24 protein-coding genes and 2 pseudogenes are annotated in these 24,613 nt (G+C 72.6%); 19 read left to right on the plus strand and 7 right to left on the minus strand.

Translation table 11 applies throughout. The features are described from left to right. Positions 1 to 47: 47 nt before the first annotated feature. Complete coding sequence (locus ACGFWE_RS23955) at positions 48 to 773, plus strand: phosphotransferase (protein WP_393601574.1); 726 nt, start codon at positions 48 to 50, stop codon at positions 771 to 773. 27 nt (positions 774 to 800) lie between these two features. On the opposite strand, the pseudogene ACGFWE_RS23960 reads toward ACGFWE_RS23955, so the two are convergent. Further along, a pseudogene (locus tag ACGFWE_RS23960) lies at positions 801 to 1,053 on the minus strand (SPW repeat protein); the annotation flags it as partial. 73 nt (positions 1,054 to 1,126) lie between these two features. Between ACGFWE_RS23960 and ACGFWE_RS23965 the strand changes: the two are divergent. After that, complete coding sequence (locus tag ACGFWE_RS23965) at positions 1,127 to 2,098, plus strand: MerR family transcriptional regulator (RefSeq protein ID WP_352386045.1); 972 nt, start codon at positions 1,127 to 1,129, stop codon at positions 2,096 to 2,098. Between the two features lie 36 nt (positions 2,099 to 2,134). Here ACGFWE_RS23965 and ACGFWE_RS23970 read toward each other — a convergent pair whose 3' ends face one another. Together ACGFWE_RS23970 and ACGFWE_RS23975 are read right to left on the minus strand one after the other, a co-directional pair. Then, on the minus strand, positions 2,135 to 3,508 hold the full coding sequence (locus ACGFWE_RS23970) for a cryptochrome/photolyase family protein (protein WP_393601576.1): 1,374 nt from the start codon (positions 3,506 to 3,508) through the stop codon (positions 2,135 to 2,137). Between the two features lie 37 nt (positions 3,509 to 3,545). Further along, positions 3,546 to 5,072, minus strand: coding sequence for an SDR family oxidoreductase (locus tag ACGFWE_RS23975; protein ID WP_352386041.1), 1,527 nt, complete (start codon positions 5,070 to 5,072; stop codon positions 3,546 to 3,548). A gap of 159 nt (positions 5,073 to 5,231) precedes the next feature. On the opposite strand from ACGFWE_RS23975, the gene ACGFWE_RS23980 reads away from it, so the two are divergent. Beyond that, the gene (locus ACGFWE_RS23980) at positions 5,232 to 5,420 is read left to right on the plus strand and encodes a hypothetical protein (protein WP_352386039.1); all 189 of its coding nucleotides are present in this window, start codon (positions 5,232 to 5,234) and stop codon (positions 5,418 to 5,420) included. 24 nt (positions 5,421 to 5,444) lie between these two features. On the opposite strand, the gene ACGFWE_RS23985 is transcribed toward ACGFWE_RS23980, so the two are convergent. Further along, on the minus strand, positions 5,445 to 6,365 hold the full coding sequence (locus ACGFWE_RS23985) for a LysR family transcriptional regulator (RefSeq protein ID WP_393601579.1): 921 nt from the start codon (positions 6,363 to 6,365) through the stop codon (positions 5,445 to 5,447). 143 nt (positions 6,366 to 6,508) lie between these two features. On the opposite strand from ACGFWE_RS23985, the gene ACGFWE_RS23990 reads away from it, so the two are divergent. From ACGFWE_RS23990 to ACGFWE_RS24020, 7 genes are all read left to right on the plus strand, one after another. Further along, positions 6,509 to 6,586 (plus strand): putative leader peptide, encoded by a 78-nt coding sequence (locus ACGFWE_RS23990; RefSeq protein ID WP_350786652.1) that lies wholly within the window; start codon positions 6,509 to 6,511, stop codon positions 6,584 to 6,586. Between the two features lie 146 nt (positions 6,587 to 6,732). Beyond that, complete coding sequence (gene sfnG / locus ACGFWE_RS23995) at positions 6,733 to 7,842, plus strand: dimethylsulfone monooxygenase SfnG (RefSeq protein ID WP_352386036.1); 1,110 nt, start codon at positions 6,733 to 6,735, stop codon at positions 7,840 to 7,842. Between the two features lie 13 nt (positions 7,843 to 7,855). Further along, a complete protein-coding gene (locus tag ACGFWE_RS24000) occupies positions 7,856 to 9,073 on the plus strand; it encodes an acyl-CoA dehydrogenase family protein (RefSeq protein WP_393601581.1) in 1,218 nt (405 codons plus the stop codon). 67 nt (positions 9,074 to 9,140) lie between these two features. After that, complete coding sequence (gene ssuE / locus ACGFWE_RS24005) at positions 9,141 to 9,695, plus strand: NADPH-dependent FMN reductase (RefSeq protein ID WP_393601583.1); 555 nt, start codon at positions 9,141 to 9,143, stop codon at positions 9,693 to 9,695. A 6-nt stretch (positions 9,696 to 9,701) separates the two neighbouring features. Further along, the gene (locus tag ACGFWE_RS24010; protein ID WP_352386031.1) at positions 9,702 to 10,910 is read left to right on the plus strand and encodes an SfnB family sulfur acquisition oxidoreductase; all 1,209 of its coding nucleotides are present in this window, start codon (positions 9,702 to 9,704) and stop codon (positions 10,908 to 10,910) included. Between the two features lie 32 nt (positions 10,911 to 10,942). Beyond that, positions 10,943 to 12,088: an LLM class flavin-dependent oxidoreductase gene (locus ACGFWE_RS24015; RefSeq protein ID WP_393601585.1), complete on the plus strand. Its 1,146-nt coding sequence runs from the start codon at positions 10,943 to 10,945 to the stop codon at positions 12,086 to 12,088. Between the two features lie 58 nt (positions 12,089 to 12,146). Then, on the plus strand, positions 12,147 to 12,962 hold the full coding sequence (locus ACGFWE_RS24020) for an alpha/beta fold hydrolase (protein WP_393601587.1): 816 nt from the start codon (positions 12,147 to 12,149) through the stop codon (positions 12,960 to 12,962). Here the strand turns inward: ACGFWE_RS24020 and ACGFWE_RS24025 are convergent. Further along, positions 12,959 to 14,005, minus strand: a complete 1,047-nt coding sequence (locus ACGFWE_RS24025) for an acyl-CoA dehydrogenase family protein (RefSeq protein ID WP_393601589.1) — start codon at positions 14,003 to 14,005, stop codon at positions 12,959 to 12,961. The genes ACGFWE_RS24020 and ACGFWE_RS24025 overlap by 4 nt on opposite strands. 93 nt (positions 14,006 to 14,098) lie before the next feature. Between ACGFWE_RS24025 and ACGFWE_RS24030 the strand changes: the two genes are divergently transcribed. The 7 genes and pseudogenes from ACGFWE_RS24030 to ACGFWE_RS24060 all read left to right on the plus strand — a co-directional run bounded on the left by ACGFWE_RS24030 (position 14,099) and on the right by ACGFWE_RS24060 (position 19,445). Beyond that, a complete protein-coding gene (locus ACGFWE_RS24030) occupies positions 14,099 to 14,455 on the plus strand; it encodes a YciI family protein (protein WP_393601591.1) in 357 nt (118 codons plus the stop codon). After that, positions 14,455 to 15,624: an RNA polymerase sigma factor gene (locus tag ACGFWE_RS24035; RefSeq protein ID WP_393601593.1), complete on the plus strand. Its 1,170-nt coding sequence runs from the start codon at positions 14,455 to 14,457 to the stop codon at positions 15,622 to 15,624. Before ACGFWE_RS24030 ends, ACGFWE_RS24035 begins: the two co-directional genes overlap by 1 nt. Before the next feature lie 118 nt (positions 15,625 to 15,742). Next, positions 15,743 to 17,065 (plus strand): aldehyde dehydrogenase family protein, encoded by a 1,323-nt coding sequence (locus tag ACGFWE_RS24040; RefSeq protein WP_393601595.1) that lies wholly within the window; start codon positions 15,743 to 15,745, stop codon positions 17,063 to 17,065. Between the two features lie 124 nt (positions 17,066 to 17,189). Next, positions 17,190 to 17,405: pseudogene (locus tag ACGFWE_RS24045) on the plus strand (tRNA-dependent cyclodipeptide synthase); the annotation flags it as partial. 121 nt (positions 17,406 to 17,526) lie between these two features. After that, complete coding sequence (locus ACGFWE_RS24050; RefSeq protein ID WP_393601597.1) at positions 17,527 to 17,931, plus strand: tRNA-dependent cyclodipeptide synthase; 405 nt, start codon at positions 17,527 to 17,529, stop codon at positions 17,929 to 17,931. Positions 17,932 to 18,109: 178 nt separating this feature from the next. Then, on the plus strand, positions 18,110 to 18,994 hold the full coding sequence (locus ACGFWE_RS24055; protein ID WP_393601599.1) for an NAD(P)-dependent oxidoreductase: 885 nt from the start codon (positions 18,110 to 18,112) through the stop codon (positions 18,992 to 18,994). A gap of 28 nt (positions 18,995 to 19,022) precedes the next feature. Next, the gene (locus ACGFWE_RS24060; RefSeq protein WP_393601601.1) at positions 19,023 to 19,445 is read left to right on the plus strand and encodes a PPOX class F420-dependent oxidoreductase; all 423 of its coding nucleotides are present in this window, start codon (positions 19,023 to 19,025) and stop codon (positions 19,443 to 19,445) included. A gap of 76 nt (positions 19,446 to 19,521) precedes the next feature. Here ACGFWE_RS24060 and ACGFWE_RS24065 read toward each other — a convergent pair whose 3' ends face one another. Next, a complete protein-coding gene (locus ACGFWE_RS24065) occupies positions 19,522 to 20,316 on the minus strand; it encodes an IclR family transcriptional regulator (protein ID WP_393601603.1) in 795 nt (264 codons plus the stop codon). A 265-nt stretch (positions 20,317 to 20,581) separates the two neighbouring features. Here ACGFWE_RS24065 and ACGFWE_RS24070 point away from each other — a divergent pair, with 265 nt between their 5' ends. Next, positions 20,582 to 22,372, plus strand: coding sequence for a bifunctional sugar phosphate isomerase/epimerase/4-hydroxyphenylpyruvate dioxygenase family protein (locus ACGFWE_RS24070; RefSeq protein WP_393601605.1), 1,791 nt, complete (start codon positions 20,582 to 20,584; stop codon positions 22,370 to 22,372). A 53-nt stretch (positions 22,373 to 22,425) separates the two neighbouring features. Continuing rightward, positions 22,426 to 23,331, plus strand: coding sequence for an aldo/keto reductase (locus tag ACGFWE_RS24075; protein ID WP_393601607.1), 906 nt, complete (start codon positions 22,426 to 22,428; stop codon positions 23,329 to 23,331). A 4-nt stretch (positions 23,332 to 23,335) separates the two neighbouring features. Here the strand turns inward: ACGFWE_RS24075 and ACGFWE_RS24080 are convergent, their stop codons facing one another. Continuing rightward, on the minus strand, positions 23,336 to 23,791 hold the full coding sequence (locus ACGFWE_RS24080) for a pyridoxamine 5'-phosphate oxidase family protein (RefSeq protein ID WP_393601609.1): 456 nt from the start codon (positions 23,789 to 23,791) through the stop codon (positions 23,336 to 23,338). Between the last annotated feature and the right edge of the window lie 822 nt (positions 23,792 to 24,613).

Consider the following 24,613-nt stretch of genomic DNA (forward strand, 5'->3'; position numbering starts at 1 on the left):
CTTGGAAAGCGCACCAAAGGGGTGCGCTGCCCGGGGAGGCGGTCGGGGTGGAGGAGTCGGTGCTCGGCGGCGGCGCGGTCAACCTGGTCGTCCGGGTCGGGGACACCGTGCGGCGCCCGCCGTCCGAACGGTCCGGCTTCGTACGGGAGTTGCTCGCCCTGTTCGAGACGGTGGGCTGGCCGGGGGCGCCGCGGTTCCTCGGCGTCGACGAACTCGGCCGGGAGACCTTCGGCCATATCGAGGGGCGGGCCGCCGTGAGCCCGCGCGAGCGCGCCGCGGTCCGAACCGACGAGGCCATCGAGGAGGTTGCCCGACTCGTCCGCGTCTTCCATGACCTGACCCACGGAACAGTGCTCGCCGGAGACCGGGACGTCGTCTGCCACAACGACCTCGCACCGAAGAACACCGTCTATGCCGCGGGGCGGCCCGCCGCGTTCATCGACTGGGACCTGGCCGCTCCGGGGGAGCGGATGCACGACATCGCCCACGTGTGCTGGCAGTACCTCGACCTGGGGCCGGACGTGGCGGACGTAGGGGAGACCGCGCGCCGTATCCGGCTGATCTGTGATGCCTACGGCCTCGACCGGCGGGACGGGTTGCTGGACACGGTGCTGTGGTGGCAGGACCGGTGCCTGCGGGGGATCGAGGCGGGCGCACTCCGGGGCGAGCGGGCCATGATCCGGCTGCGCGAGCAGGGAGCCGTGGACGAGGTGCGGGCCGCGAAGGAGTGGGTGGCGGGTCACCGGCGTGAACTCGGCGCCTGCCTGGGGTGAGTGCCGTCTCCTGTGCCGGGGGATCCGCTACGGCCTGGGGGCGCTCTTCGCCGCCGTGACGGTGCACATCAGCCCCAGGAGCACCACGAGGGCGGCCGATGATGATGTTGTTCAGCGCCACACCGGCGTCGGGCCTGTCGCCGACGACCCGGGGAGCGATGATCATCCAGATACCGACGGCGCAGAAGGCCCGGCTGAGGCCGTACATGCGCTCAGGGGTCCGGGTGAATCCGAGCGCCAGCAGACCGATCGCCATGCCCACGACGAGGTTGTGGGTCACGCCCGACCGCGGCTGGTGCGGTGGCTGAGCGAGGTCAGAGACTTGCGTCGGTTCTGCGTCGTATAGTCGCTCCATGAGTGGGACCAGCCTCACCACAGGTGCCCTGGCCCGGCGGCTGGGGGTGTCGCCCACCACGCTGCGCTCCTGGGACCGCCGCTACGGCATCGGCCCCGCCGTCCGCACCGACGGCAGGCACCGCCGCTGGACCCCGCGGGACGTCGCCGTACTGGAGGCGATGTGCCGGCTCACCGCCGCGGGTGTTCCGCCCGCCGAGGCGGCCCGCGCTGCCAAGGAGCAGGGCGGCGGCGCGGTCGCGCCGAGGGCACCGGATCCCGTGGCCGGCGCACGGTCCCGGGCGGCCGGCCCGCTCCCCCTGGGCGATGTGCGCCAGGAGTGCCGTGGTCTCGCCCGCGCAGCCGTACGCCTCGACGCGCCCGCCGTGGAGGAGCAGTTGACCGCGGCGGTCGAGATCCACGGCCTCGCCGTCGCCTGGCAGGAGGTGATGGTGCCCACGCTGCACGCGGTGGGCCGCAAGTGGGCCTCGTCCGGGGACCGTTACGTCGAGGTCGAGCACCTGCTGTCCTGGCACATGTCCACCGCGCTGCGCCGCCGCACCCGCCCCCCGGCCCGACAGGGCGACCCGCTCGGCCCCGGGCCGGTCGTGCTGGCCTGCGTCCCAGGTGAGCAACACACACTGGCGCTGGAGGCGCTCAACGCCGGCCTGGGTGAACTGGGCGTGCCCACCAGGATGTTGGGGGCCGCCGTACCCGCGGAGGCGCTGACCGCCGCGGTGGACCGGCTCGGCCCGGCGGCCGTCGTCCTGTGGGCGCAGGCCCGCTCCACGGCGAGCCTGCCGCTGGCCAGGCACATCGCCGACGCCCAGTGGGGGATCAAGGGCGCCCGCAGAAGGCCCGTGGTGATGCTGGGCGGGTCCGGCTGGCTCGGCCGCTCCGCCCCGGGCATGCTGCGGCCGACGGCCTTCGAGGACGCTCTGGATGCCCTGGCCCGCCTGTACACGGCCGAAGCGCCGCCGATATCCGGCTGACCTCAGTGGCGTGCCGCCTCCGGTACCCCGCCGGCCTCAGTCCCGGCCGCGCGCCCGCTTGAAGCGGGCCAGTCCCTCGGACAGGTCCACGATCGGCTCCGGGTACTCCAGCGCGGCGCGGTCCAGGCCGCGCAGTTTCCACGGCTCGTGCACCACGGGCCCCTCCAGCGCGGCCAGTTCGGGCACCCAGCGGCGGACGTACGTGCCGTCCGGGTCGTACCGCTTGGCCTGGGCGACCGGGTTGAGGACCCGGTTGGGGCGGGTGTCGGTGCCGGTGCCCGCCATCCACTGCCAGTTGAGCTGGTTGTTGGCGAGATCCCCGTCCACCAGCAGGTCCAGGAAGTGCCGGGCACCGATCCGCCAGTCCACGTACAGCGTCTTGGTGAGGAAGCTCGCGGTCAGCAGGCGGCCACGGTTGTGCATCCACCCTTCGTGCCGCAGCTGGCGCATCGCCGCGTCGACGACCGGGTAGCCGGTGCGCCCCTCCTTCCATGCCGCGATGTCGTCCCCGGCGGTCCGCTCGGAGCGCCAACTGTCGTGCTGGGTGCGGTAGTCGGTGGCGGCCACGGCGGGGCGGGCCGCGAGCACCTGCCGGTGGAAGTCGCGCCAGGCGAGCTGCCGTACGAAGGCTTCCGCGCCCGGACCGCCCGCCCGGCGCGCCCGGTGGACGAGCTCCACGGGGGAGAGGGTGCCGAAGTGGAGGTGCGGGGAGAGCCGGGAGGTCGCGTCGCCGGCCAGGTCGTCGTGACGGTCCTCGTACTCGGCGAGCCCGGCCCGCAGCCAGGTGGCGAGCCGCTTGCGGCCTTCTGTCTCTCCGCCCGCGGCGAGTCCTTCCGAGAGCCCGGCCAGGCCGTCACGGGACGGCAGCGGCTCGGATTCCACGCCATCGGGGACCCGCACGGTCCGCGGGGCGGTGAGCGGGTCCCGCAGCCGCTCCTGGGACCAGCGCCGGAAGTAGGGCGTGAAGACGGCGAAGTGGTCCGAGACGGCCGGGACCACCACGCCGGGGGCGACGGCCGTGGTCACCGTGTCGTGGACGTGCAGCCGCACGCCCTCCGTCTCCAGGGCCCGGCGTAGCCGCTCCTCCCGCCGGTGGGCGTGCGCGCTGACGTCGGACGCCATGTGCACCTCGTCGGCGTCCGCCTCGGCGACGACCTTGCGCACCTGGTCGACGAGGTCGCCGGAGCGCACGACCAACCGGCCGCCCCGCTCGCGCAGACCGGCGTCGAGGTCGCGCAGACAGTCGGCGAGGAACGCCAGCCGGTTGGGCGCGGCGAATCCGGCGGCGTCCACGGCCCGGTCCCGCACGAAGAGCGGGACGACCCGCTCGGTGCCGTCGAGGGCCGCCGTGAGCGGCGGGTGGTCGTGCAGGCGCAGGTCGCAGGTGAACAGGACGACCGAGATGCTCATGGTGCGTACTCCGGGGGTGCGGAAGGGAGCCGGGAGGTCAGGGGGCCGGGGCGTGCTTCGGATCGCGGGCCGTCGAACCCGCCGCGGCCCGTGCGATGTTGCGGGCCATGCCGCCGAAGACGACCGCGTGGAAGGGCGAGACGCTCCACCAGTAGGCGTGGCCGAGCAGACCGTGCGGATGGAACAGGGCACGCTGCCGGTAGCGGGTGCCGCCGTCCTCGCCGGTCGTGACTCCCATCTCCAGCCAGGCCAGGCCCGGCAGCCGCATCTCGGCCCGCAGCCGCAGCAGCCGGCCGGGCTCGATCGCCTCCACCCGCCAGAAGTCCAGCGAGTCGCCGACCCGCAGCCGTGCCGCGTCCCGGCGCCCCCGGCGCAGTCCGACCCCGCCCACCAGCCGGTCCAGCAGGCCCCGTACCGCCCATGCCAGAGGGAAGGAGTACCAGCCGTTCTCACCGCCGATGCCCTCGACGACCCGCCACAGCGCCTCGGGCGGGGCGTCGACCCGCAGCTCCCGGGCGTCGCGGTAGAGGCTTCCGCCGGCCCAGTCGGGATCGGTGGGCAGCGGATCGCTCGGCGCTCCGGGCACCGACGCCGACGACCACCGGGTGGTGACCCGCGCCTCCCGCACCCTTTGCAGAGCCAGTCGTACGGCGTCGTCGAAACCGGTCGCAGGGGCGGGCGGGCCGGCGAGGTGGCGGGCGATGTCGTGCTCGTGGCAGACCACCTCGTGCCGCAGCGACTCGGTGAGCGGCCGGGCGATCGAGGCGGGCACCGGCGTCACCAGGCCCACCCAGTGACTGGAGAGCCCGGGGGTGAGCACCGGCACCGGGAGGATGATCCGGCGGGGCAGCCCGGCGACCGCCGCGTATCTGAGCATCATCTGCCGGTAGGTGAGAACCTCCGGCCCGCCCAGGTCGAAGGCCCGGCTCACGTCCGAGGGCATGCGGGCACTGCCGACAAGGGCCCGCAGCACATCGCGGACCGCCACCGGCTGGATGCGGGTGTGCACCCAGCTCGGCGTGATCATCACGGGAAGGCGTTCGGTCAGGTACCGCAGCATCTCGAAGGAGGCCGAACCCGAGCCGATGACCACGGCCGCCCGCAGGACCGTGGTCGGGACCCCGGAGTCCAGCAGGATGCGGGCCACCTCGGCGCGTGAACGCAGGTGCGGGGAGAGTTCCTGCTCGGGCACCCCCGCCGGGGTGAGACCGCTGAGGTGCACGATCCGCCGCACGCCCGCGATCCGGGCCTGCTCGGCGAAGATCCGCGCGGCCCTGCGGTCGGTGTCCTCGAAGTTGCTGCCGGAACTCATCGTGTGCACCAGGTAGTACGCCACGTCCACCCCGTCCAGGGCCCGGGCCACGGACGCGGCATCCGTCACGTCACCGCGCACCACCTCGGCCCGGCCGGCCCAGGGATGGTCGCGCAGCCGGTCGGGGGAACGGGCCAGACACCGCACGCGGTAGCCCGCGTCCAGCAGCTCGGGGACGAGACGCCCGCCGATGTATCCCGTCGCACCGGTCACCAGACAGCGCGGTCCCTCGCGCGTGTCGTCCTCGTGCATCGCTTGCCGGCCCTTCCTGTCGCCCCCTGTGATCACTTCCCCCGCGGGGCCTCGTTCGGATGCGGGACCGGACCACGCGACCGGAGGGAAAACACCAGGGCGTGCACATGTGCGCCCGAATCCCGGGCAAGCGGAGTCGTACGAGACGGTTCGTCAGCGATGTTGGAGGTGTCTGCCGCTATGAGCGCGAAGGTGTTGGAGCGGTTCCCTGCAGGAGCTCCGCGCGGATCGTGGCCGGCAGAGGAGTACGCGGCGCAAAGGCGTGCGCAGGGTGAACCTGCGACCGTGGTGATGGACATCCAGTCCGACGCGTTCCTCGTGGTCGTCCCGAGCCGCGACGAGGACTGACACGCGGCCTCAGGGCGCGCGGCCTCAGAGGGAGCTCGTCAGCGTCCCGCCCAGTTGCCGGGCCCGGCGCACGAACACCTCGTGCAGGTCCCGCGCCGCCTGCGGCACGGACTCGGCCCTGCGGCGCTGAAGCATCAGCAGCACCCGGGTCGTGTCGCCCTCGATCGGCCGGTGGGTGATCGTGCCCTGACGTTCCAGCGGATCCCCGACCACGCTGAAGTCGGGAAGCACGGTCACCCCCAGCCCCTCTGCCACCATCAGCTTTCCCATCTCCGCCCCGTCGGTGGAGTACGCGAAGGACGCGTCACGCCCGTCCAGCAGCCGATGGACGAAGCGGTGCATGACATAGCCGGTGCGCATGGCGATCAGCGGCTGGGAGAGCAGATCGTCCACCGGCACATTCGTCCGCGCGGCCAGCGGACTGTCCGGGCGCAGGCACACCACCGGCCGCCCGTGCAGGAGCTGCGTCGACTCGAAGCCGGCCGGTGTGTCGTCGCCGTCGAGATGATTGACCAGCCCGAGATCGAACCCGCCCTCCGACAGGGCCCGGTGGATGTCACTCTGCTGGGCGCCGACCACCTCGACCTGGGTGACCGGATGTGCGGCCCGGAAGTCCTCGACCGCCGGGATGAGCAGCGGCACGGTCGCCGCGTTCACCGTGCCGACGCGGACCATCCGGCTGATGCGGTGCTGTTCCCCCGCCGCCGACCGCAGCCGGTCCACCGCCTCCAGCACGCCGACGATGTGCGGCAGCAGCTCCCGACCCTCCGCGCTCATCGTCGCCCCGGACCGCTTGCGCTCCAGCAGGTCGACCCCGAGCTCGCGCTCCAGATTCCGCACGGTCTCGCTCAACGCGGGCTGGGACAGGCGCAGTTCCTCCGCCGCCCGGCGCAGTGAACCGAGCCGGGTCACCGCGGCGATGTATTCCAGTTGTTCGGTCCGCATGCCCGAAGAATGCGGGCCATTTCCCGCCCGGTTCAAGGGTTTCCCTGTCACACGTTCGTGAAATTCAATGGTCCGCGATACGAGACCGGTCGGGTTTTCCTTGACGCCTCTCGCCACCGGCTGTCACGATCGACGGCATGAAGATGCGACTGGACCTCACGCGGCGACGCCATGTCGACCTCGCGCGCGTCTCCAGCGCCTCCTGTTGCGCCGCGGCCTGATCAACCTCCCTCCGATCCGCCGCGCCTCTCCCTCTTTCGAGAGTTCTTGCGAGAGCTCTTTCGAGAGTTTCCACGCCTGAATTCCGTGCGCCCGCGCACCCCTTGAATTCGGCGTGCCCGAGAACATTCCGCAACAGGAGTCACGCATGCCTGCCGCGCCCGTGAAATTCGCCTACTGGGTCCCCAACGTCAGCGGAGGACTCGTCACCAGCAAGATCGAGCAGCGCACCGACTGGGGCTACGACTACAACCGCGAGCTCGCCGTCCTCGCCGAGAACAACGGCTTCGAGTACGCCCTCAGCCAGGTCCGCTACATGGCCAGCTACGGCGCCGAGTACCAGCACGAGTCGACCAGCTTCAGCCTCGCCCTGCTGCTCGCCACCCAGCGCCTGAAGGTCATCGCCGCCGTCCACCCCGGGCTGTGGCACCCCGGCGTCCTCGCCAAACTCGGCGCCACCGCCGACCACCTCTCCAAGGGCCGCTTCGCCGTGAACGTCGTGTCGGGCTGGTTCAAGGGCGAGTTCACCGCCCTCGGCGAGCCCTGGCTGGAGCACGACGAGCGCTACCGCCGCTCCGAGGAGTTCATCACCGCCCTGCGGAAGATCTGGACGGAGGACCACGCCGAACTCGCCGGTGACTTCTACCGGTTGCGGGACTTCTCCCTCAAGCCCAAGCCCCTCAACACCGAGGAGCGCCCGCACCCGGAGATCTTCCAGGGCGGCAACTCCACCGCCGCACGTCAGATGGCCGGCCGGGTCTCCGACTGGTACTTCTCCAACGGCAAGGACTTCGACGGGGTGGTCGAGCAGCTCACCGACGTCCGCAAGGCCGCCGCCGAAGTCGGGCGCACCGCACCGAAGTTCGGCCTCAACGGCTTCCTCATCGCCCGGGACACCGAGGCCGAGGCCCGCGACACCCTCCGGGAGATCGTCGCCAAGGCCGACAACGAGGCCGTCGAGGGCTTCGGCGCCGCGGTGAAGCAGGCCGGACAGTCCACCGGCGACAAGAAGGGCATGTGGCAGGACTCCACCTTCGAGGACCTCGTCCAGTACAACGACGGCTTCCGCACCGGCCTCATCGGCACGCCGGAGCAGATCGCCGAGCGGATCGTCGCCTACAAGAAGCTCGGCGTCGACCTCCTCCTGCTGGGCTTCCTGCACTACCACGAGGAGGTCGAGTACTTCGGCAAGCGCGTACTGCCGCTCGTGCGTGAGCTGGAGGCCCAGCTCCCCGAGTCCACCCCCGCCCAGGTCTGAGGAGGTCACCGAGATGAGCACCGTCACCAACACCGACTGGCACAACCGTCCCGCCCCCGAAACTGCGCGGGACTGGATCGCCCGTGCTGCCGAGGTCGCCGCCGTCCTCGCCACCGACGCCGCCGCCCGGGACCGGGCGGGCGCCACCCCGTACGCCGAGGTCCAGCTCCTCAAGGACGCCGGCCTCGTCACCCTGCTCGGCCCCACCGAGCACGGCGGCGCGGGCCAGGACTGGCCCACCGCCTACCGGGTCGTCCGCGAGATCGCCAAGGCCGACGGCTCCATCGGCCAGCTCCTCGGCTACCACTACCTGTGGTTCTGGGCCGCCCGCCTGGTCGGCACCCGCGAGCAGTGGGAGCACGTGGAGGCCGAGGCGTCCCGCAACGGCTGGTTCTTCGGCGGCGCGGTCAACCCGCGCGACAAGGACGTCGTCGTGACCGAGGACGGCGACGACCTCGTCTACACCGGCCGCAAGACGTTCTCCACCGGCAGCAAGGTCTCCGACGTCACCGTCCTCGAAGGCGTCCTGGAAGGCACCGACCAGCACATCTTCGCCATCGTGCCCTCCGACTCGGCGGGCCTGACCTTCCACGACGACTGGGACAACATCGGCCAGCGCCTCACCGAGAGCGGCGGTGTCACGCTCGACGGCGTACGCACCCCGTGGTCGAGCGCGGCCGGATATGTCGACAAGGTGTTCCAGCCGCGCGTCTACAACACCCTCAACGTCCCCACCATCCAGCTGGTCTTCGTCAACTTCTACCTCGGCATCGCGGGCGGCGCGCTGGAGACGGCCGTCACCTACACCCGCGAGAAGTCCCGCTCCTGGCTGCACGGCGGTTTCGAGCGCGCGGTCGACGAGCCGTACGTCATCGACACCTACGGCGACCTCACCGCGAAGCTCTGGGCGGCCGAGGCCCTCGCCGACGCCGTCGCCGCCGAGGGCCAGAAACTGCACGACGACCCCGACGCCGTCACCGAGCAGGCCCGCGGTGACTTCGAGGTGCGGGTCGCCGCCGTGAAGGCCCGCGCCACCGACGTCGCCCTGGAGATCTCCAGCCGGATCTTCGAGGTGACCGGCGCCCGCTCCACCGCCACCGCCGAAGGCCTCGACCGCTTCTGGCGCAACGTGCGCACCCACACCCTCCACGACCCCGTCGCCTACAAGCGGCGCGAGGTCGGCCGCTGGGTCCTCGAGGGCGAACTGCCCGAACCCACCTGGTACTCCTGACCGCTTTTCCGGGGCGCCCCCTCCTGAACCGGGGGCGCCCCGCCTCCCCGCCCCGAAAGAGGACCCCATGGCCACCGTCCTGTCCGTCTCCGGCAGCCCTTCCGCCTCCTCCCGCACCAACCGGCTGCTGCGCCACCTCGACCGGCGCCTGACCGCGCAGGGCCACGAGGTGATCCCCCTCGACGTGCGCACCATCCCCGCCGAGGCCCTGCTCGGCGCCGACTTCCAGCATCCGGCGATCGTCGCGGCCACCGAACTGTTCGCGCGCGCCGACGGGGTCGTCGTCGGCACCCCGGTCTACAAGGCGTCGTACTCCGGAGTCCTCAAGGCCCTGCTGGACCTGCTTCCGCAGTACGCCCTCGCCGGCAAGACCGTGCTGCCGCTGGCCACCGGCGGCTCCACCGCCCATGTCCTGGCCATCGACTACGCGCTCCGCCCGGTCCTCAGCTCCATGGGCGCGGCCCACATCGTGCAGGGCTGGTTCACCCTGGACAAGGAGATCAGCGTGCAGGACGACGGCACGCTGAGCATCGCGCCCACCGCGACCGAGGCGCTCACCCTGGTCGTGGACCAGTTCTCGACCGCGCTGGGACGGCGGCCGGTGCTGGCGGCGGCGGGCTGATCCCCGATGACAGGCCACAGGACAGCCCACGGGCCGGCCCACGTGATCGCCGACGACGCGGAGGCCCTCGCGGGCGCCGCGTCGCTCGCCGCGGAGTTCCGCGCCGGCGCCTCCGCCAGGGACGCCGAACGCAGGCTGCCCCGCGAGGAGTTGGACCGGCTCTCCGCCTCCGGGCTGCTCGCCGTCACCGTCCCCGCCGAGCACGGCGGAGCGGACGTGAGCGCGCCGACCCTCGCCGAGATCTTCCGGCTGCTCGCCTCCGCCGACGCGAGCCTCTCCCAGATCCCGCAGAGCCACTTCGTCTACGTCAACGTGATCCGCCGTCAGGGCACCGACGAGCAGCGGAAGTTCTTCTTCGCCGAACTGCTCGCCGGGCGCCGCTTCGGCAACGCGCAGTCCGAGGCCGGTACCAAGCACGTCCAGGACATCCGCACCCGCCTGCACCCGCAGCCGGACGGCTCGTACCGCCTCGACGGCGTCAAGCACTACTCCACCGGCGCCCTGTTCGCCGACTGGATCCCCGTGCTGGCCCGCGCCGAGGACGACAAGCTGTACGTCGCCTACGTGCCCGCGGACGCCCCCGGCCTCACGGTGATCGACGACTGGGACGGTCTCGGCCAGCGTACGACGGCCAGCGGCACCGTCCGCCTCGAAGGGGTCGAGGTCCCGGCCGACCGGGTCCTGCCCCACCACCTCACCTTCGAAGGACCCCAACTCCACGGTGCCATCGCCCAGTTGCTGCACGCCGCCATCGACACCGGGATCGCCGGGGGGGCGCTCGCGGAGGCGGCGGAGTTCGTCCGGACGAAGAGCCGCCCGTGGTTCGAGAGCGGTGTCGACACGGCCGCCGAGGACCCGCTGCTGATCCAGCGCTTCGGCGAACTGGCCCTGCAGACAAGGGCGTCCGAGGCCCTGCTGCGGGAGGCCGCCCGGGCCGTGGAAGCCGCCCGGGCCGACCTCACCGACGACTCGGCGGCCGAGGCGTCCATCGCGGTCGCCGCCGCCAAGGTGCAGGCGGCACAGGCCGCGGTGGAGGTGGCGAGCGCCCTCTTCGAGGTGGCCGGCACCCGCTCGGCCCTCAACTCCCTGAACCTGCACCGGCATTGGCGCGACGCCCGGACCCACACGCTGCACGACCCGGCCCGCTGGAAGATCCAGCACATCGGCAGGTACGTGCTCAGCGGCACCCGGCCGCCCCGGCACGGCCTCCTGTAGCGAACAGCGGACCTTCCCGATCGGAGACCCCCATGTCCCTCACCTTCCACTGGTTCCTGCCGACCAACGGCGACAGCCGCCATGTCGTGGGCGGTGGTCACGGCACGCCCGCCACCGTCTCCGGACGGGACCGGCCGCCGACGGTCGCCTACCTGAGCCAGATCGCCCGGGCGGCCGAGGACCTGGGCTTCGTGGGGGCCCTCACGCCCACCGGCGCCTGGTGCGAGGACGCGTGGCTCACCACCGCGATGGTCAGCCAGAACACCGAGCGGCTGAAGTTCCTGGTCGCCTTCCGGCCCGGCTTCGTCTCGCCGACCCTCGCCGCGCAGATGGCCTCCACCTTCCAGCGGCAGACCGGGGGGCGGCTGCTGCTCAACGTGGTCACCGGCGGGGAGAGCCACGAGCAGCGGGCCTACGGGGACTTCCTCGACAAGGACGCCCGCTACCGTCGTACCGGCGAATTCCTGGACGTCGTACGGGGGTTGTGGGAGGGCAAGACCGTCGACCTGCACGGCGAGCACCTTCGCGTCGAGGACGCGAAGCTGGCGCGCGTGCCCGACCCGGTGCCCGAGGTGTACTTCGGCGGGTCCTCGCCCATCGCGGGGGAGGTCGCCGCCAAGTACGTCGACGTGTACCTCACCTGGGGCGAGCCGCCCGCGCAGGTCGCCGAGAAGATCGCCTGGATCCGGGGGCTCGCGGCCAAGGAGGGCCGTACCCTGCGCTTCGGGATCCGGCTGCACGTCATCACCCGGGACACCTCCGAGCAGGCCTGGGCAGAGGCGAACCGGCTGCTCGACGGCTTCGACCCGGAGACCGTCAGGTCCGTGCAGGCCGGGCTCGCCCGCAGCGAGTCGGAGGGGCAGCAGCGGATGCTCGCCCTGCACGGCGGCGGCGACCGGAACGGCCTGGAGATCCACCCCAACCTGTGGGCCGGCATCGGCCTGGTGCGCGGCGGCGCGGGCACCGCCCTGGTCGGCAGCCACGACGAGGTCGCCGAGCGGATCAAGGAGTACCACGCCCTCGGCATCGACGAGTTCGTGCTCTCCGGCTACCCGCATCTGGAGGAGGCGTACTGGTTCGGCGAGGGCGTCCTGCCCCGTCTCGCCGCGCAGGGGCTGTGGCAGCACCCGTCCGGCGAGCGGGCCGCCCCCGCGGCGCAGGTGCCGTTCGCGAGCTAGGGCCGTCACCACGTACGCTCACGGGTTCGACCTGTGCATCCGTCGGGAGGAACAGCCCGTGAGCGACTGGACGTTGACCAGGACCTTCCGCAGCACCTCCGGCGAGGTCCGCTGGGACAGCCTCGGAGACCCCGGCCGTGACCCGGTCGTCCTCCTCCACGGCACGCCCTTCTCCTCGTACGTGTGGCGTGCCGTGGCCCGCGCCCTGTCCCGCCGCCACCACGTGTTCGTGTGGGACATGCCCGGTTACGGGACCTCGGAGAAGTCCGCCGGCCAGGACGTCTCCCTGGCGGCCCAGGGCAGGATCTTCACCGAACTCCTGACGCACTGGGAACTGGACCGGCCCCGGGTCGTGGCCCACGACTTCGGCGGTGCCGTGTCCCTGCGGGCCCATCTGCTGCACGGCGCCCGCTACCACTCGCTCACCCTGGTCGACCCGGTCGCACTGGCCCCCTGGGGAACACCGTTCTTCCGGCTCGTCGGCGAGCACTCCGAGGTCTTCGACCAACTCCCGCCCGCCCTGCACCGGGCCCTCGTGCGCGAGTACGTCAGCTCGGCCAGCAGCCCCGGCCTGCACCCCGTCGTCCACGACCGGCTCGTCGAACCCTGGCTCGGCGACACCGGCCAGGCCGCCTTCTACCGCCAGATCGCCCAGGCCGACCAGCGCCACACCGACGAGGTGCAGGACCGGTACGGCGAGATCGCGATCCCGGTCCTGGTGTGCTGGGGCGAGGACGACACCTGGATCCCCGCGGACAAGGGGCGCGAACTCGTGACCCGTATCCCGGGAGCGCGCCTCGAACTCATCGCCGGCGCCGGTCACCTCGTCCAGGAGGACGCACCCGCCGAACTCATCGAGGTCCTCCTCGGCTAGCTCTCCGTGAGCGCGTCCAGATGCGCCCGCCGCACCTCGGCCGTCTGCCCCTGCACGAGCAGGAACATCCCTTCCCGGAACAGCCGTTGGGCCGTACCGCCGAGGTCCATGGCGCGGCCGCCCCCGGCCACCACGGCCGCCGTCGTGGCGGCCCGCATCAGGTCGTACGACCGCGTCTTGAGCGCCAGCCGTTCCGCGACGCGCTCGTACGGGACGGGATGCTCGGCCAGCTCGTACACCTGCCCGCGCACCTCGTCGAGACGGCCGCGCAGGGCACCCGCGGTCCTCGACTCCCCGGCCTCCTCCAGGAGGTGGAGCGCCGCGTAGGCCACGCCGAAGACGGCGGGGGAGGCGTTGGTGTTGCGCGGCCGGTCCACCAGCGCGAACTTCTCCTGCGGGGTGCGCAGCACCACGGCGTCCTCGGGCAGCCACAGGCCGTCCAGTTCCAGGGAGACCGTCCGGGCCGCGGAAAGCGCCGCGAGCCGCATCGGCTCCGACGCCCGCACTCCCGGCTGCTCGCGCGCCTCGGCGAAAGCGAACACCACCTCGTCCGCCTCGCTCACCCCGGCCAGCAGCATCACGTCGTTCAGGCCCCAGCCCGTGTACCAGGGCACCCTCCCGTCGAACCGCCAGCCGCCCCGCTCGGCCGTCGCCCGCACCGGCACCCGCGGAAACGCGCGGACGTGCGCGAACGCGATCCCGGCCAGCAGCTCACCGGTCGCCAGCGGCCCGAGCAGCCGCTCCCGCACCGGCAGGGCGGACTGCGCGAGCATCCGCACCGGCGAGTGGTGCTGCGTCTGCACGAACCAGGTGGAACAGCACGCCCCGGCGAGGATCTCCTGGACCTCCCGCGCCACCGCGTCGGGGGCGCCCGCACCGCCGTACTCCCTCGGCGCGCTCACTCCGAGGAGACCCGAGCGTCTGATCGCGTCGAGGTGTCCCACGGGCACCCCCTCCTGGTCGACCCGGGCCGCGTGCGGGGCGAGGAGGCCGTCGGCGAGGGTGCGGGCGGTGGCGAGGAGCGGATGCGGTGCGGTGGTCATGGACAGATTCTCCCGATCCCGCCGCGCGCGGTGTCGATCCGGGAGTGTGCCGTTCGTGTAGGAGGTGAGACACACTCACAGGAGGAGAGCGACATGCAGTACTACCTGCTCAACGTCATGCAGCCCGGCTGGGACGAGGTGCCCGCCCCCGAGGTGCTGGCCGAGATCGGCAAGCGGCTCGACGCCTTCCACCAGGAGCTCCGCGAGGCCGGGGCCTGGGTCTTCGCCGGCGGGCTGCACAGTCCCGACTCCTCGACCGTGCTGCGGCCCCGCGACGGCGACGTGCTGATCACCGACGGGCCCTACGCCGAGGGCAAGGAACAGCTCGGCGGCCTGTGCATCGTGAAGGCTCCCGACCTGGACGCGGCCCTGGAGTGGGGGCGCAAGGCGGCCCTGGCCACCACCCTGCCCATCGAGGTGCGCCCCTTCCAGCACGAGTCCGAGGACTGATGACCCCGAACGTCGAGGGCGTCTTCCGCGAGGAGTACGGCCGCGCGGTCGCCGTCCTCGTCCGCTTCCTCGGCGACATCGACCTCGCCGAGGAAGCAGTCCAGGACGCCTTCACCATCGCTGTGCGGCGCTGGCCGGAGACCGGTGTGCCGCCCAGCCCGGCCGGCTGGATCATCACCACCGCCCGCAACCGCGCGATCGACCGGCTGCGCCGCGAGTCCACCAGGCAGACCCGCCACGCCGAGGCCGCCCTGCTGCACGCCCCCGACGCACCGCCCGAGGAGGGCCCCGTGCGCGACGAACGGCTCCGCCTCGTCTTCACCTGCTGCCACCCCGCGCTCGCCCCGCAGGCCCGGGTCGCCCTCACCCTGCGGCTGCTCGGCGGCCTCACCACCGCGCAGATCGCCCGCGCCTTCCTGGTCCCCGAGCCGACGATGGCCCAGCGCCTCGTCCGCGCCAAGGCCAAGATCCGCGACGCCCGCATCCCCTACCGCGTCCCCCGCGACGCCGACCTCCCCGAACGGATCGAGGGCGTGCTCGCCGTCGTCTACCTCATCTTCAACGAGGGTTACGGCGGCACCCCCGAACTGTGCGCCGAAGCCGTACGCCTGGGCCGTCTGCTGACCGAGCTGATGCCGGACGAGCCCGAGGTCACCGGCCTCCTCGCACTGATGCTGCTCATCGAGTCCCGCCGGGCCGCCCGCACCGACGCCGACGGCGCACTCGTACCGCTGTCCGAGCAGGACCCCGACCGCTGGGACCACGCGCTCGTCGCCGAGGGCCAGTCACTCGTACGGCGGTGCCTGCGCCGGAACCAGCCGGGGCCGTACCAGATCCAGGCCGCCATCCAGGCCGTCCACAGCGACGCGCCCACCGACTGGGAGCAGGTCCGCCGGCTGTACGACCAGCTCATGGCCGCCGCGCCGAGCCCTGTCGTGGCCCTCAACCGCGCGGTCGCCGTGGCCGAGACCGAGGGACCCGCCCGGGCCCTCACCTTGGTGGACGCGCTGGACCTCGACGGCTACCACGTCCTGCACGCCGTCCGGGCCGACCTGCTGCGCCGACTCGGACGCGACAAGGAAGCCGCGGACGCCTACGCGAAGGCCGCGGAACTCACCGAGAACCCGGCGGAGCGCACGTATCTCGAACGCCGCCGCCGCGCGCTGTGACCCCCCTCACGAAAAGTATGGGCGGTGGCCTGGAATGCACTCCGAGGGGAAAAGGTTGCAATATACATCTGACCGTCGAGACGAGGCCGCAAGGCCCGCGCACCCCAGCGAGGCAACCGTGAACCACCCCGCCCCCGAGCAGCCCGCCGACGTCGTCGCCCGACTGCGCGCCACCTTCCGCAGCGGCCGCACCAAGCCCGTCGAATGGCGTACGACGCAGCTGCGCCGCCTGCGCGAGATGCTCACGGAGAAGGGGACGGAGCTGGCCGCCGCCCTCCACGCCGACCTGGGCAAGAGCTCCACCGAGGCATTCCGCACCGAGATCGACTTCACGATCCGCGAGATCGACCACACCCTGGACCACCTCGCCGACTGGCTGCGCCCCGAGGCCGCCCCGGTCCCGGCCCACCTCGGCGCCGACGCGACCGCCCGGACGCAGTACGACCCGCTCGGCGTCGTCCTCGTCATCGCGCCCTGGAACTACCCGGCCCAGCTGCTGCTCGCCCCGGTGGTCGGCGCCCTCGCCGCGGGCAACGCGGTGGTCGCCAAGCCCAGCGAGCTGGCCCCGGCCACCTCCGCCGCCGTGGCCCGGCTGCTCCCCGCCTATCTGGACACGGACGCCGTCGCCGTCGTCGAGGGCGGCATCCCGGAGACCACGGCCCTGCTGGCCGAGCGCTTCGACCACATCTTCTACACCGGCAACGGCACGGTCGGCCGTGTGGTCCTGCGCGCCGCCGCCGAGCACCTGACCCCGGTCACCCTCGAACTGGGCGGCAAGTCCCCGGCGTTCGTCGACCGCGACACGGACCTCGCCGTCGTCGCCGACCGCCTGGCCCGCGGCAAGTTCCTCAACGCCGGGCAGACCTGCGTCGCCCCCGACTACGTCCTGACCGACCCGGACACCGCGGCCGCCCTGGAGCCGCTGCTCGCGAGCGCCGTCGAGAAGCTGTACGGCAGCGACCCCGCCGACTCCGGCGAGTACGGTCGCATCATCAACGAACGGCACTTCGACCGGCTCACCGGACTGCTCGACTCGGGCCGCACGGTCGTGGGCGGCACGAGCGACCGCACGAGCAAGTACATCGCGCCCACCGTCCTCGCCGACGTGGACCCCGACTCCCCGGTGATGGGGGAGGAGATCTTCGGCCCGATCCTGCCGATCGTCACCGTCCCCGGCCTCGACGCCGCCATCGACTTCATCAACGACCGGGACAAGCCCCTCGCGCTGTACGTCTTCACCGACTCCGACACGACCCGGCGCCGCATCGCCGACGAGACCTCCTCCGGCGGCCTCGGCTACGGCCTGCCCCTCGCCCATCTCACCGTCTCCGACCTGCCGTTCGGCGGGGTCGGCGAGAGCGGCATGGGCAACTACCACGGCCGCTACTCCATCGAGACCTTCAGCCACCGCAAGGCGATCCTGGAGAAGCCGCTCGGCTAGTCGCACGCGGTGCGGTGCGCGGCGAACGTACGGGGCCGCCGGCTGCTTCTACTCTCGACAGCGGCGACCGGAGAGCCGGCGGCGCACCGCCCGCGCGGGAGATGTGAAGACGGGGGAACTCACGATGGACGACTGGGCGATCCCGACGGCCTGGGCACCCTCGACCGTGGCCCGCCGCGGGGACGGCTTTCTCGCCACCCCCTTCTCCGAGCGCTGCACGGGCCTCGTCGACGCCGGACACCACGTCTTCCTCGGGATCAGCCCCGGCAACGGCTACTTCTCCGAGGAGCGGCTCGTCGCGCTGCTGCGCTGGGCCGCCGCCCGCTTCACCCGGGTCGAGATCGGCCACCCCGGCCCGGACACCGTCGCCTGCACTACCTCGGCCGCGGCTACGAACCCCGGCACGCCCGCGCCCGCGCGCACCGCGACGTACGCCAGACGGCCAACCGGACTCCCGCGCCATGCCCACCGCGCGGATCGACCCGGCCCGGTTGCATGTCGCGGAGTTCTCCGACTTCTACGGCACCCCGGCCTACCGCACCGCCCGCGAACGCGTCACCCGGGCCCACCAGGAGCAGCCCGCGTTCCACGCCACCTGCACCCGCATGGTCACCGGCGTCCTGCGCACCACCATGCCCACCGACTGGACCCCGACCGCCGACCAACTGACCGCAGGCACCGAGTACTTGGACCGCGAGCTCCCCTTCCTCCTCGACACCCCGGCCATCCTCGGCGTACCGGCGTCCGTCTTCGCCCACCGCGCCACCCCGGCCCTCGCCGGCTTCCTCTACGGCCCGAACACACCGCTCCCGGCCGTGGCCACCCAGGTATTCGTCACGGTGGAACCCCTCCCTGTCACAGGGTGACCGTCTGGCAGGAGGCCGCGGCCGGGACGTAGCCCGCAAGCCCGCCGCCGCGTCGGCCCAGGAGCGTTCGAACCCGATGCTCGACGGCCGCCAGGCGTGGCTGGACGGGCCGATCCGCGCCGCTTCCGGCAAGCTCGGTTCCTGACAGACATCCGTATCCCCGCATGGAGTTGACGTCATGACCGACAAACTCACCGTGAGCGTCCTGGGCACCGGCATCATGGGTGCCGCGATGGCCCGCAACCTCGCCCGCGCCGGACACACCGTCCGCGCCTGGAACCGCAGCGCGGGCAAGGCACAGCCGCTGGCCGCCGACGGTGTCGAGATCACCGGCAGCCCCGCCGAGGCCGTGCGCGGCGCCGATGTCGTCCTGACCATGCTGTACGACGGCCCCGCGGCCCTGGACGTCATGCGCCAGGCCGCCGATGGGCTCCGTCCGGGTGCCGCCTGGGTGCAGTCGACCACCGTCGGCGTCGAGGCGATCGCCGATCTGGCGGCCTTCGCCCGCGAGCACCGGCTGGTCTTCTTCGACGCGCCCGTCCTCGGCACCCGGCAGCCCGCCGAGGCCGGTCAGCTGCTGGTCCTCGCGGCCGGACCGGTCGACGGCCGCGGGGCGGTGACTCCCGTCTTCGAGGCGGTCGGCGCCCGCACGGTGTGGACCGGCGAGGACGGCGCCGAGGGCAGCGCGACCCGGCTGAAGCTGGTCGCCAACAGCTGGGTGCTCGCGGTGACCAACGCGGCCGGCGAGGTCCTCGCCCTTGCGAAGGCCCTCGGCGTGGACCCGCAGGGCTTCTTCGATGCCATCGACGGCGGCCCGCTCGACATGGGCTACCTGCGGGCCAAGGCGGGCATGGTCCTGGGCGGCCGGTTGTCACCGGCCCAGTTCGCGGTCTCCACCGCCGCCAAGGACGCCCGGCTGATCGTCGAGGCCGGTGAGCGGGGCGGAGTCCGCCTGGACGTGGCCGCCGCGAGCGCCGAGCGCTTCGAACGTGCCGCCGCCCAGGGGCACGGTGACGAGGACATGGCCGCCGCCTACTATGCGAGCTTCGACGAGAACGCCTGAACCCGAGGATCCCGAGGAGGACCCCTTCGTGTCCAAGCCCCCGCTGCCGCCCGAGGCCGTCGAACTGCTCCGGCGCCCCAACCCCTGTGTGATGGCGACCCTTCGCTCCGACGGCACACCGGTGTCGGCCGCCACCTGGTACCTCTGGGAGGACGGCCGTGTCCTGATCAACCTGGACGAGGGCCGGGTCCGGCTGAAGCACCTGCGCCGCGACCCCCGCGTCACCCTCACCGTCCTGGACGGCGACAACTGGTACACGCACCTCACGCTCATCGGCCGCGTGAGCGAGACGTACGAGGACAAGGACCTCGCCGACATCGACCGCCTCTCCACGCACTACGGCGGCCGTCCCTACCCGAACCGGGTCCGGGGCCGCGTGAGCGCCTGGATCGAGGTCGAGCGCTGGCACGGCTGGGGCGAGATGAAGGACAGCGACCAGGCCTCCGGGTGAGGAGGGGACCGTGGCGAGGGCGCGACCGCGACCCTCGCCCGCCCGTCAGCGCGGTGGGACCCTGGGCCGCCGTGCGTCAGACGCTGCTGCTCAGCGGGTGGCTGAAGCCCTGGCCCGAGATGAGGCGGGCGCCCTCGGCGAGCTCCGTGGCGAAGCGCTCGACGGCCTCGTAGGGGAAGCGGTGGCTGGGGCCGCTGAGGGAGAGGGACGCCACGACCTCGCCGGCGCGGCCGGTGACGGGGACCGCCACGGCGGTGAGCCCCTCGTCCCACTCGCTGCTGCTGACGGCGTAGCCGCGCTCGGCGGCCTCCGCGACCCACGCCCGCAGCCGCTCGACCTGTGCCTCGCCCTGCGGTGAGGCGACGGCGACCCGGCGCAGGAACGCCTCGGAGGCGCCCCGCAGCAGGATCTTCGAGGAGGCGCCCGCCCACAGCGGCTGCTCGTCGCCGACGTCGACGACATGGCGCAGCGGGTGCGGACTCTCCTCGTGCGCGACGCAGATGCGGTGGACGCCCCGGGCGACGAACAGATTGACGGTCTCGCCCAGCCGGTCCGCCAGATCGCGCATGACCTTCCGGGTCTCCTGCGGCACCTCCCACTGGCTGCGCGCGAGATGGGCCCAGCGCCACAGCGCGGGCCCCGCGGTGTACCCCGACGGGTGCGAGCCCAGCAGACCCGTCTCCTCCAGGGTCTGCACCAGACGCAGCGCGGTCGTCTTGGCGAGCCCAGTCGATTCCGTGATCTCCCGCAGGGTGATCACCGGCCGGTCCTCGGTGAGCAGGGTGAGGATGTCGAAGGCCCGCCGCACACTGCGCACCCCGCCCGCGTGCTGGTCGGCGTCGCCCTCTGCCCGCCGCTGTCCGTCGCTCACCCGCTGCCTCCCGGTGGTTCCCCGTGTGTTCGGCCCTCGTCCGGTGTCGCTTCCGACCGTAGTCCGCTGTGCGGACCAAGGAAACCGCGACGCCCAAGAAGTCGCTGGTGGCTGCCCTCTCCGTCCGCCACGCCCTTGTTCCAGGAGCCCGGGGCACCTAGTCTGACCGCACAGTGGATCGATTGAACCATCTGGTGGTCCTGTGGAGTCCGACGGGAACGTGGTCCGGCCGGGAGCGAGTATGTGTGACACCTCGGGAGTGAGCATGCGCAAGTCCATCGCCACCGTCTGCCTCAGCGGCACCCTCACCGAGAAACTGACGGCCGCCTCACGGGCCGGCTTCGACGGCGTCGAGATCTTCGAGAACGACCTCCTCGCGAGCCCCCTCGCCCCCGAGGAGATCGCCGCCCGCACGGCCGACCTGGGCCTGCGCATCGACCTCTACCAGCCGATGCGCGACATCGAGGCCGTCCCGGAGGAGAGCTTCGCCCGCAACCTCAGGCGTGCCCGGCACAAGTTCGGGTTGATGCGCAGGCTCGGCGCCGACACCGTCCTCGTCTGCTCCAGCGTCGCCCCGCAGGCCGTGGACGACGACGCCCTCGCCGCGGAGCAGCTGAGCCGCCTCGCCGACCTGGCCCAGGAGTCCGGCATCCGGGTCGCCTACGAGGCCCTGGCGTGGGGGCGGCACGTCAGCACGTACGACCACGCCTGGCGGATCGTCGAGACCGCGGACCATCCGGCGCTCGGCACCTGCCTGGACAGCTTCCACATCCTGTCCCGGGGCTCGGACCCGAAGGGCATCGAGGACATCCCCGGCGAGAAGATCTTCTTCCTCCAGCTCGCCGACGCCCCGCTGATGGCCATGGACGTCCTCCAGTGGAGCCGCCACTACCGCTGCTTCCCCGGCCAGGGCGGATTCGACGTCGCCGGACTCCTGCGGCACGTCCTGAGTGCCGGGTACGAGGGCCCCCTGTCCCTGGAGGTCTTCAACGACGTTTTCCGCCAGGCGGACGCGGGCCGCACGGCGCTCGACGGACTGCGCTCCCTGCTCGCCCTGGAGGAGAACGCCGGAGTCTCCCCGCTCCCGGCCCCCGTGGTCCCCTCCGGTGTTGCCTTCGCCGAACTCGCCACCAGCGACCCCGAGCCCGTCGGTGAACTCCTCACCGCTCTCGGCTTCACCCGCACCGCCCGCCATCACGGCAAGCCGGTCGACCTCTGGGAGCAGGGCGGTGCCCGCGTCCTGGTCAACACGGGCACCGCGGGCCGCCGTAGCGACACCACCCTGGCCGCCGTAGGCCTGGAGACTGCCGATCCGGCGGCCTCGGCGCGGCGGGCGGAAGCCCTGCTCGCGCCCGCCCTGCCCAAGCGCCGCGGCGCACAGGACGTTCCCCTGAAGTCGATCGCGGCCCCGGACGGCACCGAAGTCCTGTTCTGCGCGACCGGACGCCCCGAACTCCCCAGCTGGACCGACGACTTCGCATACGCGGCCGGCAGCGGGCCCGCCGAGCTCGACGGTGTCGTCACGGCCATCGACCATCTCGCGCTCACCCAGCCCTGGCACCAGTTCGACGAGTCGGTGCTCTTCCACCGCACGGTGCTGGGCCTCAGTCCGCACGACACCGTCGAACTCGCCGACCCCTACGGCCTGTTCCGCAGCCGTGCCCTGTCCGCCTCCTCCGACGGGCCCCGGCTGGTCCTCAACCTCGCGCCCGCGCCGCAGGAGGACGGTGGGACACGGGCCCGGCACGTGGCGTTCGCCGTCGACGACATCGTCGCCGCGGTCCGTCGCTTCCGGGCGGCCGGAGCGGGACTGCTGCACATCCCGGCGAACTACTACGACGACCTGGAGGCCCGGTTCGAGTTCGCCGAGGGGGAGTTGGAGACGTATCGCGAGCTCGGCATCCTCTACGACCGTGACGAGCGGGGCGGCGAGTTCCGGCACTGCTACACCGAGACGGTCGGCCGTGTCTTCTTCGAGTTCGTGCAGCGCTCCGGCGGCTACACCGGCTTCGGGGCGGCCAACGCGCCCATCCGGCTGGCCGCCCAGCGGAGGTAGGAGTTCGGGAAATGCCGACGGGGGACCAGCCGGAGGTGTGTCATCATCCGCCGATGACCACCGAAACGATCACCGCGGACGCGGCAGGCACCTGGACACTCGGCGATCTCACCGTCAACCGCATCGGCTTCGGCGCGATGCGGCTGACCGGCAGCGCGGCCTTCCATCTCGGCACCCCCAGCGACCGGAAGCGGTCCATCGCCGTGCTGCACAAGGCGAGGGAGCTCGGCGTCAACCACATCGACACGGCGGCCTTCTACTTCTCCTCGCTGCGCTCCGCCAACGAGATCATCAACAGCGCGCTGTCCCCGTACCCCGACGACCTCGTCATCGCCGCGAAGGTCGGGCCCTTCCGGGACTACACCGGCGAGTGGGGCACCTCGGCCCGACCGGAAGACCTGCGCGGCCACGTCGAGGAGAACCTCCGTCAACTCGGCCGCGACCACCTCGACCTGGTGTACCTCCGCCGAATGCGTCAGGACTCGATCGCCGAGCACTTCGGGGCCCTCGCCGAACTGCGCGAGGCGGGCCTGATCCGGCACCTGGGCATCTCCGACGTCGAGCCCCGGCATCTCGCCGAGGCACAGGCGATCGCGCCGGTGGTGTGCGTGCAGAACCGGTTCGGGCTCGACTCCCAGAACCCCCGCACCGACGACATCCTGCGGATCTGCGGCGAACAGGGCATCGCCTTCGTGCCGTTCTTCGCGATCGCGGGGAAGGGCGGCTCCCACGGCGCCGCCTCCGGCCACGACGCGGAGGTCCTGGCCGTCGCGCGGGCGCACGGCGCGACCCCCGCCCAGGTCCGGCTCGCCTGGACCCTCGCCCAGGGCCCGCACGTCCTCGCCATCCCCGGCACCGGCAACCCCGACCACCTCACCGAGAACATCGCGGCGGGTGCCCTCCGGCTCACCGACGAGGAACGGGACACGCTCGACTCACTGCACCACAAGGCCGGTTGAGCGGTCACACGACCCACACGCCGTCCTCCATGACGTGCCGGCCCCGCATCTCGTGCACGCCGTTGAGGGCCTGCACCGTGTGCGGGCGCACCTGGAAGAAGGCGTAGGAGGCGCTGTCCTCGCGCGGATCCCAGCCCGTCTTTCCCTGGAACAGCTCGATCGCCGCGGCCGGCACGTCCGTCCCGCCATACGTCCGTACCTCCCCGTCGATGAGCACGACATCCTGGGTGTCCCCGAACGCCAGCCTGGTGCGGCCGCCGTCGCGCAGGTTGCGGCCCGTGGGATTGGTGATCCGGGTGGACAGCCAGACGGACTCGCCGTCCCAGGCGAACCACAGCGCGACCAGACACGGCAGCCCGTCGGCGTCCGCCGAGGCCACCCAGATGTCCGTCTCCCACTCCAGACGGGCCAGTACGTCACGCTTGCGCTGTTCGGGGCTGCGGCTCTCGGTGATCGTCATGGCCGGGACGCTACCGGCCGCTCCGCCCCGGCGCCTCGGTCCGGGGCCCTACGCCCGCGGACCGAGGCGCCGAAACCGCGGGGGCGGCCGGGGCATGCCTACGCGCCGCCGGGTGCCGGCCTCGTAGTCGTCACCGTCCGCGGGTCGGAGGCGCCGGAACGTTCGCGCGGTGCGGCAGCGGACCCTGACACTGCGGCGGCCCCGGGTGACCCGGCCCCGTACGGCCGCCTGCCCGGCTGCCTGGAGTGTCGCGTCTCCCAACGGGCGCCGCCCCGCTGGCCGGCGTTGCCTGCCGCGCGGGGGCGACGGCAGGGCCCCGCTCGGGTGGCCCGACGCCGTACGGCCGCCTGCCCGGCTGCCTGGAGTGTCGCGTCCCCCAACGGGCGCCGCCCCGCTGGCCGGCGTTGCCTGCCGCGCGGGGGCGACGGCAGGGCCCCGCTCGGGCGGCCCGACGCCGTACGGCCGCCTGCCCGGCCCCCGGAATGTCGCGCCTCCAAGGGGCCGCCGCCCCGCTGGCTGACGTCGCTTGCGGCGCGGGGGCGACGGCAGGGCCCCGCTCGGGCGGCCCGACCCCGTACGGTCGCCTGCCCGACGCCGGGAAGGGCGCGTGCCCTAAGGGGGCGCAGCCTCAGCCGTCGGCGGCGCCCAGCGCGCAGCGGCCGACGGCACGGCCGACACCGTCCGGCCGGATCTGCCGTACCCCGCTCATGGCTGGCTCGATCGGGGGGGCACGCCTTAACCGAGCCGTGCGGCACAGCCCCACCAGCGCTCGGCCGGATGTGCCGGGCCCCGCCAGCGGTCGGCCTGAGCCAAGAGGCAGGC

Source organism: Streptomyces sp. NPDC048523 (assembly GCF_043199815.1).
Classification (GTDB): Bacteria; Actinomycetota; Actinomycetes; order Streptomycetales; family Streptomycetaceae; genus Streptomyces.